An 18,851-nucleotide genomic window follows, 5' to 3' on the forward strand; every position below is an offset into this window, starting at 1 on the left:
ACGATCTCACAGCCCGAGTCGATCGGCGAACTCCTTGAGCTCGCCCCGGGAGGCGACGCCGAGCTTGGGATATGCCTTGTAGAGGTGGAAGCCGACCGTACGGTGGCTGAGGAAGAGCTGCGCGGCGATGTCGCGGTTGGACAGGCCCTGCGCGGCGAGGCGGGCGATCTGCAGTTCTTGCGGGGTGAGACCGGCGGCCACGCCCTCGGCCGGTCTGGGGCCTTGGCCCGGGGCGCCGGTCGCGGTGAGCTCGCCGCGCGCGCGTTCGGCCCACGGCCGCATGCCCAGCCGGTCGAAGACCTCCAGGGCGTCGTGCAACGGCCCGCGCGCCTCGGCCTTGCGCTGGGCCCTGCGCAGCCATTCGCCGTAGAGCAGCGCGGTCCTCGCGTACTCCAGCGGGCGGGCGTCCTGGCTGTGCAGGTCGAGGGCCGCCGTGTAGAGCGCCTCAGCCTGGTCGTCGGCGGCCAGCAGCCCGCGGCAGCGCAGCACGAGTGCGTCGGCCCACGGCTGCCGTACCGACCCGGCCCACGTCGCCAGGCGTGCCAGCGGCTCGGCGGCGCGCTCCGGCGACCCCACCCGTACGGCCGACTCCACCAGGTCGGGAGTGGAACGGGTGGCGCAGATGTGATGGCGCATCGGCTCGCGGGTCAGGCGCTCGAAGCGGTCGAGCGCCGCCTCGGCGCGGCCGAGACCGAGGTCGAGCAGCCCAAGCGACCAGTGCGCCCACGGCGCACCGGGCGAGATGGCCGCGGCGGTGGCCCCCGCGAGCCCCTCCTCGGCGTTGCGCCGGCAGGCGGCCTCCTCGCCTTTGGCCGCATCGAGGTAGGCGAGCACGCTGCTGAACTGGCTGACCCACTGCTGCTGGCCGGTGTCGCGGGCGAGCCCCAGGGCCTCGGTCGCGGTAGCGAGCGCGTCCAGGTGCCGGCCGGTGAACACCTCTCCCTCGGCCATGAAGAACAGCACCGTCGGCAGCCTCCCGGCGCCGCCCCGGTCGCGGCATCCGGCCGCGAGCTCGGTCGCCAGCTCGTAGGCGTCGGCGTCCTGGCCCAATGCGAGCGCCGCGCCGCAGAGGATCATCAACGCCTGGTCGGGGGCCCGGCCGCGCCGCCGTACCGCCGCGAGGGTGTCGCCCAGCGGCGGCGGCCGCTCGGAACGGCCCCGGCCGAGATGGACGAGGTACGGCCCCACCGGCGCGAGTGGATCCGCGTCGTCGAGCGGCAGCGCGGCCAGCCGGTCCAGCGTCGCCGCGAGCTGCCGTTCGCCCAGGTACCAGGAGGTGTGCACGGCCTGGATCAGCAGTACGGCGGCCTGGCCTGGATCGGTGTCGCGGATAAGCCCGGCGCCGTCGAGCAGCAACCGGTGGGCGGCCGGGTAGGAGCCCTGCCAGAAGTCCGCGAGCGCCCGCACCTGGGCGACTCGCGCCTGCATCGCCGGGTCTTCGTCCAGCCCCCGGGCCGCGCGGCCCCCCAGATCCCTGGCGCGCTCCAGATCGCCTGCCTCCAGCGCCGCCTCAGCCGCAAGAGCCTCCCGTCGAGCCCTGGCGCCGGGCTCGACGCTCAGGCGGGCGGCCCGTTCGTAGGCCGCCGCGGCCGCCCCGTGGCCACTGCGTTCGCGGGCGCGGGAGGCGGTGCGTTCCAGCGCGGCGGCGGTCTCTTCGTCGGCTCCGGTGGCGGCGGCCGCCAGATGCCAGGCCCGGCGGTCGGCGTGCTCCGGCGAGCCGAGAGCGGCGGCCAGCGCGCGGTGGGCGGCGAGGCGCTGCCCGAGCGGCGCCCGCTGGTAGACGGCGGCGCGGATCAGCGGATGGCGGAACCGTATCGTGGTGCCGTCGGCGTCGCCGCGCAACACCAGGCCGGCCTGCTCGGCGGGGGACAGGTCCTCGACGGCCGCCCCCAGCTCGGCGGCGGCACGCAGGATCACGGCGAGCTCGCCGGTTTCGCCGGCCGCCGCGACCAGAAGCAGGCTCTGGCAGGCCGCGGGCATCCGGCTGACCTGGCCGTGGAAGGCCAGTTGCAGCCGGTCGGTGAGGGGGAGCGCCCCCGGCGAGAACGCGCTGCCGCCTTCGGCCACCAGGGCGACCGGCAGCTCCAGCAGCGCCAAGGGGTTGCCGCCGGCCTCGGCGAGCAGGCGGTAGCGTAGGGCGGGCGCGAGCGGATGCCGGTCGAGCAGGGCCGCTGCCGCATGCGGGGCCAGCCCGGAAAGGCGCGACTCCGGCAGGCCGGGGGCGGGAAAGGAGCCCTCGCCGTCCCGGGCAGCGAAGATCATGACCACGCCCTCGGTGTGCAGGCGCCGGGCGGCGAACAGCAGCGCCTCCCGCGAGGCGCGGTCGAGCCACTGCGCGTCATCCACGAGACACAGCAGTCCCGTCTCGTCCGCGTACTCCGCCAGGAGGGACAGCACCGCCAGCCCCACCAGCATCGGCTCCGAGCCGGTCGCGGGCCCGAGCCCGAACGCCGCCTCCAGGGCCGCGCGCTGCGGGCCTGGCAGCGCGGCGAGATAGCCGAGCGCCGGGCGCAGCAGCAACTGCAGCCCCGAGAACGGCAGCTCCGCCTCGAACTCGACGCCCGCGCCGCGGACCAGCCGCAGGTCGCGGGCCGACGCGGCGGCGTGGTCGAGCAACGCCGTCTTGCCGATGCCCGGCTCGCCGCGCAGCACCAGCGCCGAACTGCCCCCCGCCCGCGCCCTCGCCAGCAGTTCGGCGATCGCGTCCATTTCGGGCTCTCTTCCGTACAGTCCCCCCGCGCCCATGACCCCATCCTGGCATTCGTCCAGGCAGGCTCACGATGGGGCCATGAGAGCCACGCTTTCGTCTTTCACGGAGGTCGCGGAACCGACAGCGGTCGCGGAACCGACAGCGAACGGCCCGGGCTCAAGCCGCGGGGCACTGATCACCGCCGGTGACATCACAGAACTGACCTGCGGGAACAGCAGGGGGTCCCGCTATCCGCCAGGGCTCAAGCTGCGGGCGCTTGACGGAGTGTGGGGATGTCGCCTCACGCGGTGCGCTTCTACCTGACCGGGCTCTACGGCAGCGACACCAGCACTCGGCCCATCCTCCTGACCGGTGAGGTCGTCGTTTCAAGCTCTCTGCCAAGATTGTCGGGCTGACAGACAGAATGTGCCGTTGCGCCCGAGCATCGGAAAGCGAGATCATCACGCATGCTCGACCCCTTGCCGCCCGAGGACGATGGGGCCTCACCAGCGGTTTCCACGCCGCATTTCGTGGGTCGTGATCGGGAGATGGCGGCGCTTCGAGTCGCCTTGGCCAGGCCGCCGGCGATCGTGCTGGTGGAGGGTGAGGCGGGGATCGGGAAGAGCCGGCTGGTGCGGGAGTGGCTGGCCGCGCCTGACCAGCGCACTGCCTTGGTCTCGGTGTGCCCACCGCTGCGCGAGTCGCTGACGTTGGGGCCGATCGTCGACGCGTTCCGTGGGATCGACCGCCCGGTGTCGCGGTTGCGGCTCACCGAGCTCGCGGGTGCGTTACGGCCCCTGTTCCCTGAATGGTCCTCGGACCTGCCGCCCGCACTGCCGCCTTTGAGCGATGCGAAGGCGGCACGGCATCGCCTGTTCCGCGCCCTGGACGAGCTGCTGCGGGCTCTGCACGTCGACGTTCTCGTGCTCGAGGACGCTCACTGGGCGGACGAGGTGACCTTGGAGTTCCTGCTGTTCGTCGCCTCTCGACAGCAATCGGACGGGCCGAGCCTCGTGATCTCCTATCGGCCGGAGGAGGTGGACGCCGGATCGCTGTTGCTGCGGCTGACGTCCCGGTTTCCGGCCGGCGTGACCCAGCTGAGGATCGCCCTGGCGCCGCTGCGACCCGACGACACGGCGGCGCTGGTGTCCTCGATGCTGGACGGCAACCCGATATCGCAGGAGTTCACGACGTTCATGCATGAGCGGACCGGTGGGGTGCCGCTGGTGCTGGAGGAGTCGGTTCGCCTGATGTGCGACCGTGCCGACCTCGTCTTCCGCGACGGACAGTGGGTCCGGCTGAAGCTGCGCAAGCTGCAGGTGCCGCCGACGGTGCGCGACTCCACCCGGGAGCGGGTGGGCCGTCTGTCGCCGGCGGCGCAGCAGGTGTTGCGAGCCGCGGCCACGTTGGCCGAGCGGTCATCGGTGGCCACGATCGCGATGACCGCCGGTCTGCCACCGGCCGCGTGCCGAGGCGCCATCGCGGAGGCGGCCGACGTCGGCGTCCTGGACGGAGACGACCGCGGCCAGTGGCGATTCCGGCACGTGCTGGCCGCCACGGCCGTCTACGAAGCGATCCCGTCGGCCGAACGCAGACACTTGCACCTGCTGGCCGGCCGGGCCTTGGAGGGCATCGATCCGCCGCCTGTCGCACGCCTTGCCCACCACTTCCGTGAGGCGGGCGAGACACGGTCCTGGGCGCGGTACGCCGAGCAGGGTGCCGAGCTGGCCATGGCCTCGGGTGACCACACCAAGGCGGTCGACTTGCTGGTCGATCTGTTCTCGTGGTCCGAGCTGCCGCCGGCGGATCGGGCACGGGTCGCGCGCATCGCCGGAGTAGCCGCACTGGGCCGTCGCGAACCGGTCGACGAGGTCTACCACCGGGTGATCCGTACCTTGCGCTCGGTGCTGGAGACCCCCGGTCTCTCCGCCCGCCAGCAGGCCGAGATCCGTAACCCCTTGGGCCGGCTGCTGATCATCGGGGGTGAGGCGCAGGCCGCGCTCAGCGAGCTCGAGCAAGCGGTGACCAACCTCGACCATGACCCGGTCGAGGCGGCCCGGGCGATGACCTATCTGGGATGGGCCTACGCGGGACCGTGGCCGGCGTCGACCCATCGGCGCTGGCTGGATCGCGCCGCTGAGCTCACCGCCGAAGTCGACTCTCCCGCGGAGCGGCTCAACCTGGCCGGCAACCGAGCCGCCGCGCTGCTCATGCTCGGCGCGGAGGAGGCCTGGGACGTCGTCGCCGACCTGCCCATCGACGGCGCGACCTCGGCGGAGCGGCTCGACGTGGCCCGCATCCACACCAATGTCGGGACCGGCGCGCTGATCTGGGGCCGGTACGCCGACGCGGACAAGCACCTCGCCGTGGCCATGCGCCTTGCCGAGGCCGAGCAGGCGTCCCGGCTGCGACACAACGTCCGGCTCGAACAGGGCAACCTGGCGTGGTTCACCGGCCGGTGGGAGGGTCTCGCGGAGACAAGCGCGGCGCTCGCCGATGCCGACCGGGACCGGCCGGCGCTCTACCTCGGCAGCATTCGCCTCGCGGCCCGGCTGGCGGCCGCCGCCGGGCGGCGGCGCGCCGCGATGGAGCAGTTCCGGCTGGTCCTTGAGGAGTCCGCCCGTCTCGGCGCGGCCGACGACACGATGGAGGCCGCCGCCGCGCTGGCCAGACTGTGGCTGACGGAGGGGAACAGCGGCCGGGCGCTGCAGATCACGAACGAGCCGATGGACACGGTCCGGAGAAAAGGCATCTGGGTCTGGGCGACGGACCTCGTCCCCGCCCGGATCGAGGCGCATCTCGTCGCGGGCGACCTGCGGGCCGCGACTCGCCTGGGCGACCAGTTCGCCAGAGGACTGCGTGGCCGTACGGCGCCTGCGCCTCGCGCCGCCCTCGCCGTATGCCGTGCTCTGCTGACCGCCGCGGCCGGAGACCACGCCCGCGCGGCGAGGGCGTACGACCGGGCGGCGCGAGCCTGGGACGCGTTGCCACGCCCCTACGACGCCATGCTCGCCCGCGAGCGTCAAGCCGAGGCGCTCATGGCGCAAGGCCATGTCGAACAGGGCCGAGAACTGCTGGCCGCACAGTACGAGCGACTGTTCGGGCTCGGAGCCCGCGGCGATGCGGACCGTGTCGCACAGCGGCTTCGCGAACACGGCGCCGAGGTTCCGCGCTTGTGGCGCGGCGGCCGGCGGGGGTACGGCGACCGGCTCTCGCCTCGTGAGCTCGACGTGGTCCGGCTGGTCGTCGCCGGCAAGACGAACCGGGAGATCAGCCGGATCCTGGCCAAGTCACCGGCCACGGTGGATCAACAACTGCGCGCGGCGATGCGTAAGTTGAAGGTGAGTACCCGAACCGCGCTCGCCGTCAAGGCAGTAGAGGCCGGAGTGTTCGCGGAAGAGGACTCCCTCGGCGACCTGTCATGAAAATTGACGTATCCGCCGGATAGCGAAGATCGCTCGTCACCCTGAGCATGACTCCATGATCCATGCCCCTAGGGCAGTGCATGCCTGAGCGACCTGTCGCGCGTGACGACTCCCTCATCGAGCACCAGCAACCACTTGAGCTGTCGCGAGGCGGCGTCAGCACCCCTGACGCCCCCGACGCCCCTGACGCCCCCGATACCCGGGATGACGGCGATGACGGCGATGACGAGAGCCACGACCCCTACCAACCCCTGTAGGCCGGAGGACCCCCCACGTGAGACTGCAAGCCCTCGTCACCTCGCTGGCCTTAGCGGTCGGCCTGAGCATGATCGCGCCACCGCCGGCGTCGGCCGCTGAGCCGGATCCCGGTGCACCCGCCAACAAGATCGCGTCGGACCTGAAGGGCCGTTTCCGCACGGAGCCGGTCTCCGACTTCTGGATCACGTTCGACGCCAAGGCCGACCTCGCGCCGGCGATGAAGATCGCCGACTGGACCGCTCGCGGTCAGTTCGTCTACGACGCATTGAAGGCCGCGGCCAAGTCCTCCGCGGCATCCGTCTCCGCCCAGCTCGACGCGGCGGGCGTGAAGTACACGTCCTACCCGCTCGTCAACGCCGTGCTCGTCAAGGGCGGCACGCAGAAGCTCGCGCTCGACGTCGCCTCGGTCGGGCAGGTCGCCGAGATCCATGCGTCGCCGCAGGTCGCGCTGGTCCAGCCCATCGACGAGAAGACGCCGGACGACCAGGCCGCGCGCCCCGCCGCCCCCAAGGACGCCTCCAAGGACGCCGACGCGCACGCCTCCAAGGACGCCGACGCGGACGCCGACGAGGACGGCACCGTCGCGTGGGGCCTGGACGCCATTCACGCCCCCGAGGCCTGGGCCATGGGGGCCACCGGTTCGGGCATCACCGTGTCCAACCTCGACTCGGGCGTTCAGTTCGACCACCCCGCCCTGACGCGGCAGTACCGCGGCAAGAAGCCCGACGGCACCGTCGACCACAACTACAACTGGATGGCCACCCGGGGCACGTGCGCCGGAGCACCGTGCGACGACGACGGACACGGCACGCACACCATGGGCACCATGGTCGGCGACGACGGCACCAACCACGTCGGCGTCGCCCCGGACGCGCAGTGGATCGCGACGAACGGCTGCTGCGACAGCACCGGCGTCGAGTCGTTGCTCAAGTCCGGCTGGTGGTTGCTCGCCCCGACCGACGTCAACGGGAACAACCCCGACCCGTCCAAGCGCCCCCACGTCATCAACAACTCGTGGGGCCAGACCGTCGAGCACAACTTCGACGACTTCTTCCGGGCCATCGACGAGGCCTGGAGCGCAGCAGGCATCTTCAGCGTCTGGTCATCGGGCAACACCTCGCCGTACGCGGCGTGCGACACCGTCTCCTCGCCGGGCTCCGCCGAGAGTGCCTACTCGGTCGGCGCCTACGCGTCGGACGGCACGCTCGCGTTGTTCTCCCGCAAGGGCGAGGGTGAAGGTGGCCGGATCAAGCCCGAGATCTCCGCTCCGGGCGTCGCCGTCACGTCGTCCTACCCGAACGACGGTTACGTCGCGATGTCCGGCACCTCGATGGCGGCTCCCCACGTCGCCGGCGCCGTCGCCGCCCTGTGGAGCTACGACCCGACCCTCATCGGGCAGGTCGAGGAGACTCGCCGCCTGCTGGCCGAGTCGGCCGTCGACGTCGACGACACCGAGTGCGGCGGCACCGCCGGCTTCAACAACAAGTACGGCGAAGGCCGGCTCGACCTCGTCCGCCTGCTCGAGCTCGCACCCCGGCAGGGCGGTACCCTCACCGGTGTCGTCACCGCCGACGGCGCCCCGGTCTCCGGCGTCGACGTGATGATCAGCGGACCGTTCAGCCGGTCCGTCGGGACCGACAAGGACGGCCGGTTCAAGGTCAGCCTCCCGGTCGGCGACTACCAGATCAGCACCGAGTCCTTCGGGTACCTGCCCGCGACCGCGAGCGCCGCGATCGCCCTCGGCCAGGACACCTCGGTCGAGATCGCCCTCACCGCCGCCGCGCGCCACGACATCAGCGGCAGGGTCATCGACGACAAGAAACAGCCCGTCCCGAACGCCGACGTCTCCGTCAAGGACACGCCGCTGGACGCCGTGCGCACGGACGCCAACGGCGCGTTCACGATCGCCGGTGTGCCGGAGGGCCGGTACGGGCTCGCCGTCACGCCCAACGCCTGCTTCTCGCCGACGTCCGTCCCGCTGACCGTCGGTGCCGAGAACACGTCGCTGGAGATCCCGGTCGGGCTCGTCGTCGACAAGGGCGGCTACAGCTGCTCCGTCTCCGAGGGGGAGTACTTGCGCGGTACCGACCCGGTCACGTACGGGAGCGGCGTGTGGGCGACGGTGAACCTGCCGTTCCCGGTCGCGCTCTACAACGGCAGCCATGACAGCCTCGCGATCAGCCTGCGCGGCGTGATCTCCCCGGACAACTCCACGGGACCCGGTTTCGGCGGTGCCGGCCTCTTCCCGTTCACCGTCTCGTCCCCCGTCCAGTTCGCCTCCGGCGGAGGAGTCTTCACGGCGGCCACCAAGGTCGACGGCGAGGACGCGTTCGTCATCGAGTTCCGCGACGCCAAGATCTGGGCCTACCCGATCCGGTCCGAGTACACGGAGCCGGTCAGCTTCTCGGCCACGCTCACCCGCTCGGGCAAGGTGATCTACGGGTACGGCGACGGCATCGGGACCGACGACCCGGTGACCGGCGGCGCCCGCACCATCACCGGCATCCAGGGCTGGGCCGGTGTGGACGGCATCCGGTTCTCCGAGAACGTCCCGGTGCTCCACGACGGGATGATCGTCACCTACGATCTTCCGGACTGGGGCTACCTCGACGCGACCGTCGTCGACAAGAACGACGGGCTGCCGGTGTCCGGGGCCAAGGTCTCGTTCACCGACAAGAACGGCCTCGTCGAGAGCGTCACGACCAACGGGACGGGTGTCGTGCACCGCCAGTTGCCGGTCGCCGGCTACACGATGACCGTCGAGGCGCCGAACTACGTGACGGGGTCGTACGACTTCACTCTCGACAAGCTCTTCGCGAAGGCCACGATCGACGCGCGTCTCAGCACGGGCGTCGCCGGCCTGCAGGTGAGCGGCCTCGACGCCGTGATGGGAACCGACCAGAACGGTGTGGGCTCGCTGACGCTGACCAACACCGGTTCCGCCCCGCTCACGTACGACCTGGGCGAGGCGGCGCGCCACCCCGAGCTCGACGCCGCCGGCGCCACCACGCGCGCCGGGAAGGGCGCGGACAGCACGATCGACCTCAAGGCGTGGAAGGCCGGCGCGAGCGGCATGAAGCGGTCGAACGTCGACGGCAAGGCCGCGAAGGTGAGCGCCGCGGAAGCGAAGGCGGCCGACAAGGTCGGCGCGACCTCCGGCGGCGACGTCATCACCCGCATCGAGATCCCGGGCACGATCGCGGAGAAGGAACCCTCCGGCATCGGGTACGACGGCGACGTGTGGGTGCACGACTACAACGCGAAGACCAACACCGCCTACACCGTGACGGGCAAGCGGACCGGCAAGGTCTTCGACGCCTCGTGGAATCCCGCGTACCGGGCGTTCGACATGGCGCTCGACACCAAGACCGGTGACATGTGCCAGATGGAGGACAGCCCGGCCAGCTACATCCACTGCTTCGACCGGGAGACCGGGAAGGAGACCCGGCAGATCAAGGGTGACTGGTCAACGCTGCAGCTGACCGGACTCGCCTACAACCCCGCCGAGGACGTGTTCTACGTCGGCGGCCGGGCGAACGGCCTGATCGGAACCGTCGCCGGGACGTCGCACGACAACGCGGGTGCGCTGCTGTCCTTCTGCGCCCCGCCGCTGCCCGAGGTGATGGGCCTGGCCTACAACCAGGCCTCCGACACCATCTGGTACACCGACCTCACCTCGGACAGGCCCACCCGCCTGCTGCAGGTCGACCCCGACGACTGCTCGCTCGTCAACGCGTGGTGGTTCCCAGGCCAGAAGGTGGGCCAGGGTGGGGGCCTCGAGACCGACGCGACCGGGGCGCTGTGGGCGGCGGACCAGATCGCCGATGACGTCGTGCTGGTCGACGTCGAGGACGACCTGGTCACCGACCTGCCCTGGCTGTCGCTCTCCTCGACCGGCGGCACCCTCGCCCCGGGCGAGTCGGCGACGGTCAAGGTCTCGATCTCCTCGAAGGACGCCGACCCGGGCACTGTCGGCGCGAACATCATCGTGCGCTCCGACTCAGGACGGCAGCCCAAGACCTACGTCCCGGTGACGCTCACGACCACGAAGTACCAGGTCGGCGTCAACGCAGGCGGCCCCTCGTTCACCGACGCCGCCGGCTACACCTGGTCCGGCGACCAGGCGGCTCGTGGCAAGGACTGGGGCTACGCCGGGAAGGGCAAGACCGTCTCCACGAGGGCCCCGATCGCGGGCACCGAGGACGACGCCCTGTTCCAGGCCCAGCGCACCACGCCGGACAAGGACCTGGTCTACACGTTCCCCGACGCGCCGAAGGGCACCTACGCCGTCGACCTCGGGTTCGCCGAGATCGAGCAGGTGAAGCAGGGCAAGCGGGTGTTCGACGTCCTCATCGACGACGAGCTGACGCAGTACGCCTACGACCCCGTGAAAGCCGTCGGCCCGAACACGGCCGACTGGCACACCGCCGTCGTGCGGCACGACGGCGGTCCGCTGACCGTGGAGCTGAGGGGCAGCAAGGGTCTGCGGGCCCCGAGCGTCGCGGCGCTGCGCGTGACGCTCGATCCGCGCGGAGACAAGGAGGAGCCGGAGCCCCAGCCCGAGGAGCCGGAGCCGGGCCCCGTGCCCGTGTCTCCCGCCGGTCGCTCGTACGCGATGAAGGTGAGCGACGGGCTCTACCGCCAGGGTACGCAGGACTCCGGGTGGCACGGCGACGACGCCTGCGGCGTGCTGTGGTTCGACTCCAGCTTCCTGTTCCCGTTCTACGACACGGCCTGGGACGGCGTGTGCGTGACGACGAACGGCGCGTTGATCTTCGACCGGGCCAACGCCCTGGGGAACAACACGGCGCTGCCGTCGCCATACGCGTTCGACGCGGTCTTTCCGTTCTGGGACGACCTGGTCGTCGACAACGAGGCGGGCATCTACTTCGGCACGACCGAGGTGGACGGCCTGGCCGCTGAGGTCATCGAGTGGCGCAACGTCACCTTCGACAGCGACAGGACGGCCCGGGTGAGCTTCTCGGTCACCCTGATCGCGGACGGCCGCATCCAGATCGGGTACGGCGACGGCATCGGCGGCGACAACCCCGTCACCCGCGGGTCGTCGGCGACGGTCGGCCTGGAGAGCCTGGCGGGCAACCCCGCGAACCAGTACTCCTTCAACCAGCCCATCCTGACGGCCGGTCTGGGGCTGGAGTACACTCTCCCGGCCGCGGGCACGATCGAGGGCACGGTCACCGACGCGAACGACGGCAAGCCGATCGCGGGCGCGATCGTCACGCTCACCGGGCCGAACGGTGAGCGGGTCATCACCGCCGACGAGAAGGGCCGGTGGAAGGCCCAGGCACTGGTCGGTGCGAACACCGTGCAGGTCTGGGCGCCGAACTACGTCGCGGCCGGCCACCCCGTCACCATCGCCAAGAAGGATCAGGCCGAGGTGGTCGACACGGCGTTGACCACGGGCGTCGCAAAGGTCACCGGAGGTGACCTCGACTGGCTCCTCGGCCGGAACCAGAAGGCGACGGCCGACGTGATCGTGACCAACACCGGCTCCGCCCCGCTCGAGGTGCGGCTCAGCGAGCAGAAACGCACCAGCGACGGCGGGCACGAGGCCGCCGACCTTCCGTGGCTGACCCTCACGGGCGCGGCCGCGGCCGGCACGGTCAAGCTCGCGGCCGGCGAGTCCACCACGGTCACGGCGACGGCCGACAACGCCGCAGTCTCGCCCGGCGTGTTCGTCGGGGACGTGCTCGTGGCGTCGAACGCCGGCAAGGGCGAAGCCCAGCTCAGGCCGGTCCGCCTGGCGACCTCGGCCTACTGGCAGGGCGTCGACGCGGGCGGGCCAGGGCACGTCGCCGCCGACGGCTTCGTCTGGTCGCCCGACCAGAAACTCGGCTCGCGGCCGTGGGGCTACGTCGGCGGCAAGGCCCGTGCCACCAAGGCCGGCATCGCCGGCACGGAGAACGACGACCTGTTCCGCACCCAGCGGACCGGCGAGACGTTCGCCTATGTGTTCAAGAACGCGCCCGCCGGGATGTACCGCATCGGCCTCGACTTCGCGGAGATCGAGAACGTCAAGGTCGGCAAGCGCGCCTTCGATGTCCTGGTCGACGGCGAAGTCGCGCTCCACGACCACGACGTGCAGAAGAAAGTGGGTGCGCTGACCGCGGACATGAACACGGTCACCGTCGAGCACGGCGGCGGCGATCTGAAGGTCGAGTTCCTCCGCGAGAAGGGCGAGCGCGACCCGATACTCAACGCCCTGAAGGTCCAGGAGGACCCGCGCCTGTGAGATAGCCGACCAATCCGCCCGCAGCGGTCAGAGCCTCCTCGGAGAGGATCGCCCTGGAGGCTCTGACCACGCCTACCGAGTTCGCGGCATGCGACCTGCGCTCGCCGGGAACTCCATCCATGCAGACATCCTGCAGGGCGCGCCATCGAGACCAGGCAATCCACGGGTTGACCTGGTCTTCTGCATGATCGGACCGGTTGTCCACATGCTGATGCGGATGGCATTCGGTGAACCATTCCGGCACCAGGCCGAGATAGTGGCGTTCCATGTTGTCCATGGGTGCTGCTCGAGCAGCAAGTCAGGTGGCTTCAGCTGTGGCTGTGCGGTGCTGTGGTGTCCGATCAATCGCGGGGCCGGGTCAGGGCTGTCGCTGAGTCGCGGATCATCAGCTCGGGTTCGGGGTCGGTGATGATGCCGCCGGTGATCGGGCGCCCCGCGATCAAGTCGTAGAGCGCCTCGACGCCGGCGCGGCCGAGGTCGTACATGGGCATCCGGACGGCGGTGACGGCCGGGCGGAGGTGTTGCATCAGGTCGACGTCGTGGATGCCGACCACGGACAGCTGGTCGGGGATGGCGATGCCGAGGTCGTGGGCGGCGGCCAGGACGCCGACCGCGCTCATGATGTTGTTGACGACGATGGCGGTCGGCGCGGTGGCCGCCTGCATGGCCTGCCGGAGGCCGTCGGCGCCGGCCTGCTCGCCGAAGCCGGTGGCCAGGTGCGGGGCCGGGGTCAGGCCGGCGGCGGACATCGCCTGCCGGTAGCCCAGGTAGCGCTGCTGGGCGAGGTATCCGGAACCGCCGACGAAGACGATGTGGCGGTGGCCGAGGTTGGCCAGGAACCGCGTCGCGATCTCGCCCGCGCGAAGGTCGTCCACGTCGATCCAGGGGTGGTCCACGTCGTGTTCCAGGATGAGGATCGGCTTGGGGTGGGAGCGGAGCTCGGCCATCACGTCGTCGTCCAGCAGCCCTTCGCCGCGGATCAGGATGCCGTCGACCGTGCCATGGCTGAGCAGCCGGGTCAGGAACCGGCTGCCGGAGCGCGTCGTCTCGGCATCGCCCAGCAGGACCGTCGCGCCGTGCTCCGCCGCCGCCTCGTAGACCCCGCGCCGCAGCGGTCCGTAGACCGGGTTGTCGATCTTGTTGAGGATCATCGCGATCATGTCGGTCTGGTTGAGCCGTAGCGAGCGCGCCGTCTGGTTGGGCTGGTAGCCCAGCTGCTGCATCGCCTCGAGCACCCGGGCGCGGGTGGATTCCTTCATCCGGGTGTGGCTCGTGCCGTTGACCACCGCCGACACCACGGCGAGCGACACTCCGGCGGCTCGTGCGACGTCACGTTGCGTTGCCATGGTGAAAGCCTACTCGGTTATTGACGTAACGTCTCACCATCCCTATGTTGAAGCAACGTTACGTCATGAAGGAGTCTGTATGACATCGACACGTCGCACCGTCCTCCTGCGGTCCTCCTGGGCGACGGTGAACATCGGCGACGTGGCCCACTCCCCTGGCGTGGTGCGGGCGTTTCAGCGGTTCGCGCCCGAGGTCGAGGTCGTCCTCTGGCCGATACGGCTGGAGGAGCGCGAACGATCCATGCTGCGGCACGCGTTTCCCGACGTGCGCGTCGTCGACGGCGCTCTCGGCGTGGACGGGCCGAGCCCCCCTGAGCTCGCCGCCGCCATCGACGGCGCTGACGTCCTGATGCACGGATCGGGCGCGGACGCCTTCCAGGGCGCCGAGATCGATTGGTGGCGCGAGCACGTGGGCCGCCCGTACGGGTACTTCGGGATCACCGTGGATCCGCTGTGCCCGCCGACCATGGCGACGCTGCCCGAGCTGGCACAGATGGTCGATCAGCTCCCGCCGTCCTATCTCGAGGACGACGTCAAGGACCGTTTCGACGGCGCCGACTTCGTGTACTGCCGCGAGACGCTGACCCTGGCCACCCTGCGCGGCCAGAAGATCACCGGGCCCGACCTCGCCTTCGGGCCGGACGGCACGTTCGCGTTCGACCACACCGACGACGTCGCCGCCGCTCGCCTGCTGGAGGACCTCGGCCTGCGGCCCGGCCGGTTCGCCTGCTTCGTCCCGCGGCTGCGCTACGCCCCGTACGCGAAGATCTACGGCACCGCACCGACCCGCGAGCAGATGCGGCGCGACGCGATCAACCGGGCCACCGTGACGCAGGACCTGGCGGTGCTGGCGGCGGCGATCGAGACCTGGGTACGCGTCAGCGGCCTGCCGGCCGTCGTGGTGCCCGAGATGAGCTATGCCGTAGAGCTGGCTCACGAGCAGCTTCCCGGCCTGCTCAGCCCGCAGACGCTCGATCAGGTCAGGATCCTGGACCGCTACTGGCCGCTGGAGGAGGCGACCGGCGTCTACGCCGTCTCGTCGCTGGTGGTCAGCATGGAGTGTCATTCGCCGATCATGGCCGCACGACATGCGATCCCGACGGTCTACCTCCGGCAGCCGACCGAGACCACGAAGTCCCAGATGTTCGCCGACCTCGGCGCCCCCGACCTGGTGATCGAGCTCGACCATCGCGCCGCGGCGACGGTCGTCGCGGCGGTCACCGACATCGCGACCGACCCGGCACCCGCGATCGCCCGGAGCAGGAGGGTCGCGGCCAACGCCGACGACCGGCTGCGGGCGGCGGTGGAAGCCTGCGTGGCAGGCCGGCCCCTATCGGCGGGGATCGGCGATGCATAGGCTGCGCGAGCGCTGGCGGCGCGACCGGGTCCTGCTGCTGCTGGCGCTGCCCGGGGTCACGGTGCTGCTGCTGTTCCACTATCTGCCGCTCGGCGGGAACATCATCGCGTTCCAGGACTTCCAGCCGTTCCTCGGGATCTGGCACAGCCCGTACGTCGGGCTGGACAACTTCGAGCCGGTGCTCACCGGCGACCCGGTGTTCCTCAACGCGCTCGTCAACACGCTGATCATCACGCTGATCCAGGTGGTCTTCGTGTTCCCGCTGCCGATCTGCCTGGCGTTGATCCTGAACGCGACCGTCAGCGAACGGCTCAAGCGCCTCGCCCAGTCGATCCTCTACATGCCGCACTTCCTGTCCTGGGTGATCGTGGTCGCCCTGTTCCAGCAGATGTTCGGCAACGGCGGGATGCTCAACGCCTGGCTGCGCTCGGCCGACCTGTCCACGTTCAGCATCGTCGGCGTCCCCGAGCTGTTCAAACTCATGATCACCTCGCAGGTGATCTGGAAGGACACCGGCTGGTCGACGATCATCTTCCTCGCCGCGCTGTCCAGGGTGGATCCGGCGCAGATGGAGGCCGCGGTGGTGGACGGCGCCTCGGCGGTGCGCCGCCTGTGGCACGTGACCCTGCCCGCCATCCGCCCGGTGATCGTCCTGCTGCTGATCCTGCGGCTCGGTGACTCGCTGTCCGTCGGGTTCGAGCAGATCATCCTGCAGCAGGCACAGGTCGGCGCCGGCGCGAGCGAAGTGCTCGACACCTACGTCTACAACCACGGGATCGTCGGCGGCGACTGGGGCACCGCGGCCGCGGTGGGGCTGATCAAGGGCATCGTCGGTGTCGCGCTCGTGCTCGGCGCCAACCGGCTGGCGCACGCCCTGGGCGAGCAGGGGGTGTACGCCAAATGACGAGCCGACCAGCGGTGTCCGCGGCGCGCATGAGGCCACACTCGGGCCCCGGCGAGCGTCCGGTCTGGATGGGCGAGCCGAGCAGGCTGGGGGTCGGTGCCCGGGGACTCGTGCTCGGCCTGGGCTGCCTGGCGGTCCTGGTGCCGTTCTGGGCGGTGCTCATGACCAGCATCGCCTCCCCGGAAGAGGTCAACAGCGCGGGCGGCTTCGTGCTGTGGACGAACGAACCGACGCTGGACGCCTACCGTGCCGTCCTGTCCGGCGGGATCGTCACCCGTGCGCTGCTGGTGAGCGCCGGCATCACCCTGCTCGGCACGGCACTCAGCCTCGTCGCCACGATCGCCCTGGCGTACGCGCTGTCGCGGCCGGGTGCGTTGCTGCAGAAGCCGATCCTGCTGATGACGCTGTTCACCCTGCTGTTCAACCCGGGCATCATCCCGATGTACCTGACGGTCAAGCAGCTCGGCCTGCTGGACGACTACCTGGCACTGATCCTGCCGGTGCTGGTGAACGCCTTCAACGTCATCGTCATGCGTGCGTTCTTCCAGGGCATCCCCGGTGAGCTGCGGGAGAGCGCCTACATCGACGGCGCCGGGGAGCTGCGCATCCTGCTGCGGATCGTCCTGCCCCTGTCGAAGGCGGTCGTCTCCGTGATCGGGCTGTTCTACGCGGTGGCGTACTGGAACTCCTTCTTCTCCGCGATGTTGTACCTCCAGTCGTCGGAGAAGTGGCCGCTGCAGCTCGTGCTGCGCACCTACGTCGTCAACAACACCCCGATCGGGGCCGACCAGCTCAGCTCGAACCTGGAGAACCTGCCCCCACAGGTCTCCGTCCAGATGGCGATCCTCGTCATCTCCGTCCTGCCCATCCTCTTCATCTACCCCTTCATCCAAAAGCACTTCGCCAAGGGACTCATGGTCGGCGCCGTCAAGGGCTGACCGGTCGTCCGCGCAGTGTGGCAAGGAGACGTCATGGCACCCACCTTCAGCCGCCGCCGCGTCCTGGCACTCGGCGCGGCAACGGGGCTGGCCCCGCTGCTCGGGGCCTGCGGCGACGGCGGCCCGAGCTCGCCGAACGGCTCGAACAGCCCGGCCGGGTCGCTCAAGCTGCCCACCTACAAGCCCGTCACCGTGGCCGCGCCCGACCTGGCCGCCGAGCCGGCCGGGGTGTCGCCGGGATACTTCACCTACCCGGCCACCTCCAGCGCCGCAGCACAGCCGGTGCGGGGTGAAGCCGTCACGGCACTGACGTACACCTATGACCCGATCGCCCCCGCGCTCGGCTCGAACCCCTACTGGCAGAACCTCAACAGCAAGCTCGGCACCGAGCTGAAGATCACGTACGTCGCCTCGACCGACTACAAGAGCAAGGTCGCCACGACCATCGCCGGTGGCGACGTGCCCGACATCGTGGCCGTCCAGGGCGTCGTCCAGCAGATGCCGGCCATGCTGCAGGCGACGTTCACCGACCTCACCGAGCACCTGTCAGGTGACGCGGTCCTCGCCTACCCGAACCTCGCCGCCCTGCCCACCGACGCCTGGCGCGGCACCGTCTACGACCAGCGGATCTGGGGCGTCCCCGTGCCGCGGGCCCGGATCGGCACGGTGCTCTACACCCGGGCCGACCTGCTGGAGAAGGCAGGGCTCGGCCTCCAGCCCGATTCGTGGGCCGAGTTCAAGGAGATGGCGCGTGCGCTGACCGACGAGCGGGCCGGTCGGTGGGCGTTCGGGCAGATCCCGTTCAACACGATCCTCGAGATGAACGGGATCACCGGCAACTGGCCCGGCGGCGTCGGCGTCTGGCAGGCCCAAGGCGGCGTCTTCACCCACTCGGGGACGACACCGCAGTTCATCCAGGCCCTTGCGGACACCGTCGAGCTGGTGAAGTCGGGAGTGGTGCATCCCGACCACGCGGGCGCGCCCAACACGAAGCGCAACGCGTGGATGCTGGCCGGCACGACCTCGTTCACCATCGGCGGGTACGCCGGGTGGGGCAAGTTCTACGGCCAGGCGAAGGACGTGCCCGGCTTCCGCCTGACCGGCATGCTCTCGCCCACCCGCGACGGCAAGGGGACGCGGGTACGCACGCCCGGCCCGACCCTGTCCAGCTTCACCGCCATCGCCAGGACCGACGACGCCAACCGGATCAAGCAGATCCTCAAGGTCCTCGACTGGTTGTGCGCGCCCTTCGGCAGCAGCGAGTACCTGGCGCTCCGGTACGGCGTCGAGGGCCAGACGTTCACCCGAGACGGCGCCGATCCGGCACTCACCGAGGCCGGGCGCAGCCAGCTGTTCCTGCCGGTGCGCTACCTCGCCGAGGCATCGCCCGTCATCTACGAGCCGGGCAACCGCCAGGCCGTCCAGGACCAGCACGACCACCAGGTCGCCGGCGTCCCGCTCGCCGTCGAGGACCCGACGCTCGGGCTGTACTCGGAGACCGCCGCCAGCAAGGCGGCCAGCGAGCAGCAGGAGCTGGACTCGGTGCTGCTGGAGATCCAGCTGGGCAACAAGCCCGTCTCGGCGTGGCAGCCGGCCATCAAGAAGTACATGGACCGGGTGGGCGACAAGATCAAGGCCGAGTACGAGGAGCAGGCGGGTGGCTGACGTGGATTCGCACGAA

At 70.5% G+C, this 18,851-nt stretch carries 10 protein-coding genes; 7 read left to right on the top strand and 3 right to left on the bottom strand.

Features of this window, described 5'->3' with window-relative positions:
* Positions 1-6 precede the first annotated feature (6 nt).
* Complete coding sequence (locus AB0K28_RS17455; RefSeq protein ID WP_364370755.1) at positions 7-2,745, bottom strand: AAA family ATPase; 2,739 nt, start codon at positions 2,743-2,745, stop codon at positions 7-9.
* A 411-nt stretch (positions 2,746-3,156) separates the two neighbouring features.
* On the opposite strand from AB0K28_RS17455, the gene AB0K28_RS17460 reads away from it, so the two are divergent.
* The 3 genes from AB0K28_RS17460 to AB0K28_RS17470 all read left to right on the top strand — a co-directional run bounded on the left by AB0K28_RS17460 (position 3,157) and on the right by AB0K28_RS17470 (position 12,625).
* Entirely contained in the window at positions 3,157-6,114 is a 2,958-nt protein-coding gene (locus AB0K28_RS17460) for an AAA family ATPase (RefSeq protein WP_364370758.1), read from the top strand.
* Between the two features lie 80 nt (positions 6,115-6,194).
* Complete coding sequence (locus AB0K28_RS17465; RefSeq protein ID WP_364370761.1) at positions 6,195-6,371, top strand: hypothetical protein; 177 nt, start codon at positions 6,195-6,197, stop codon at positions 6,369-6,371.
* A gap of 17 nt (positions 6,372-6,388) precedes the next feature.
* Positions 6,389-12,625, top strand: coding sequence for a S8 family serine peptidase (locus AB0K28_RS17470; RefSeq protein ID WP_364370764.1), 6,237 nt, complete (start codon positions 6,389-6,391; stop codon positions 12,623-12,625).
* Here the strand turns inward: AB0K28_RS17470 and AB0K28_RS17475 are convergent.
* Both AB0K28_RS17475 and AB0K28_RS17480 read right to left on the bottom strand, forming a co-directional pair.
* Entirely contained in the window at positions 12,588-12,902 is a 315-nt protein-coding gene (locus AB0K28_RS17475) for a hypothetical protein (RefSeq protein WP_345388604.1), read from the bottom strand. The genes AB0K28_RS17470 and AB0K28_RS17475 overlap by 38 nt on opposite strands.
* A gap of 64 nt (positions 12,903-12,966) precedes the next feature.
* Positions 12,967-13,971, bottom strand: a complete 1,005-nt coding sequence (locus tag AB0K28_RS17480) for a LacI family DNA-binding transcriptional regulator (RefSeq protein ID WP_345388602.1) — start codon at positions 13,969-13,971, stop codon at positions 12,967-12,969.
* 79 nt (positions 13,972-14,050) lie between these two features.
* On the opposite strand from AB0K28_RS17480, the gene AB0K28_RS17485 reads away from it, so the two are divergent.
* From AB0K28_RS17485 to AB0K28_RS17500, 4 genes are read left to right on the top strand one after another with little or no spacing between them, the layout of a single operon-like run.
* The gene (locus AB0K28_RS17485; protein WP_364370768.1) at positions 14,051-15,328 is read left to right on the top strand and encodes a polysaccharide pyruvyl transferase family protein; all 1,278 of its coding nucleotides are present in this window, start codon (positions 14,051-14,053) and stop codon (positions 15,326-15,328) included.
* Positions 15,321-16,232, top strand: a complete 912-nt coding sequence (locus AB0K28_RS17490; RefSeq protein ID WP_364370771.1) for an ABC transporter permease subunit — start codon at positions 15,321-15,323, stop codon at positions 16,230-16,232. Before AB0K28_RS17485 ends, AB0K28_RS17490 begins: the two co-directional genes overlap by 8 nt.
* Before the next feature lie 29 nt (positions 16,233-16,261).
* Positions 16,262-17,170 carry a carbohydrate ABC transporter permease gene (locus AB0K28_RS17495; RefSeq protein WP_364370774.1) on the top strand — a complete coding sequence of 303 codons (909 nt, stop codon included), beginning with the start codon at positions 16,262-16,264 and terminating at the stop codon, positions 17,168-17,170.
* A gap of 33 nt (positions 17,171-17,203) precedes the next feature.
* On the top strand, positions 17,204-18,835 hold the full coding sequence (locus tag AB0K28_RS17500; protein WP_364370777.1) for an extracellular solute-binding protein: 1,632 nt from the start codon (positions 17,204-17,206) through the stop codon (positions 18,833-18,835).
* Positions 18,836-18,851 lie beyond the last annotated feature (16 nt).

Origin of the sequence: Nonomuraea sp. NPDC049504 (assembly GCF_040676845.1) — a bacterium.
Taxonomy (GTDB): Bacteria; Actinomycetota; Actinomycetes; order Streptosporangiales; family Streptosporangiaceae; genus Nonomuraea; species Nonomuraea salmonea.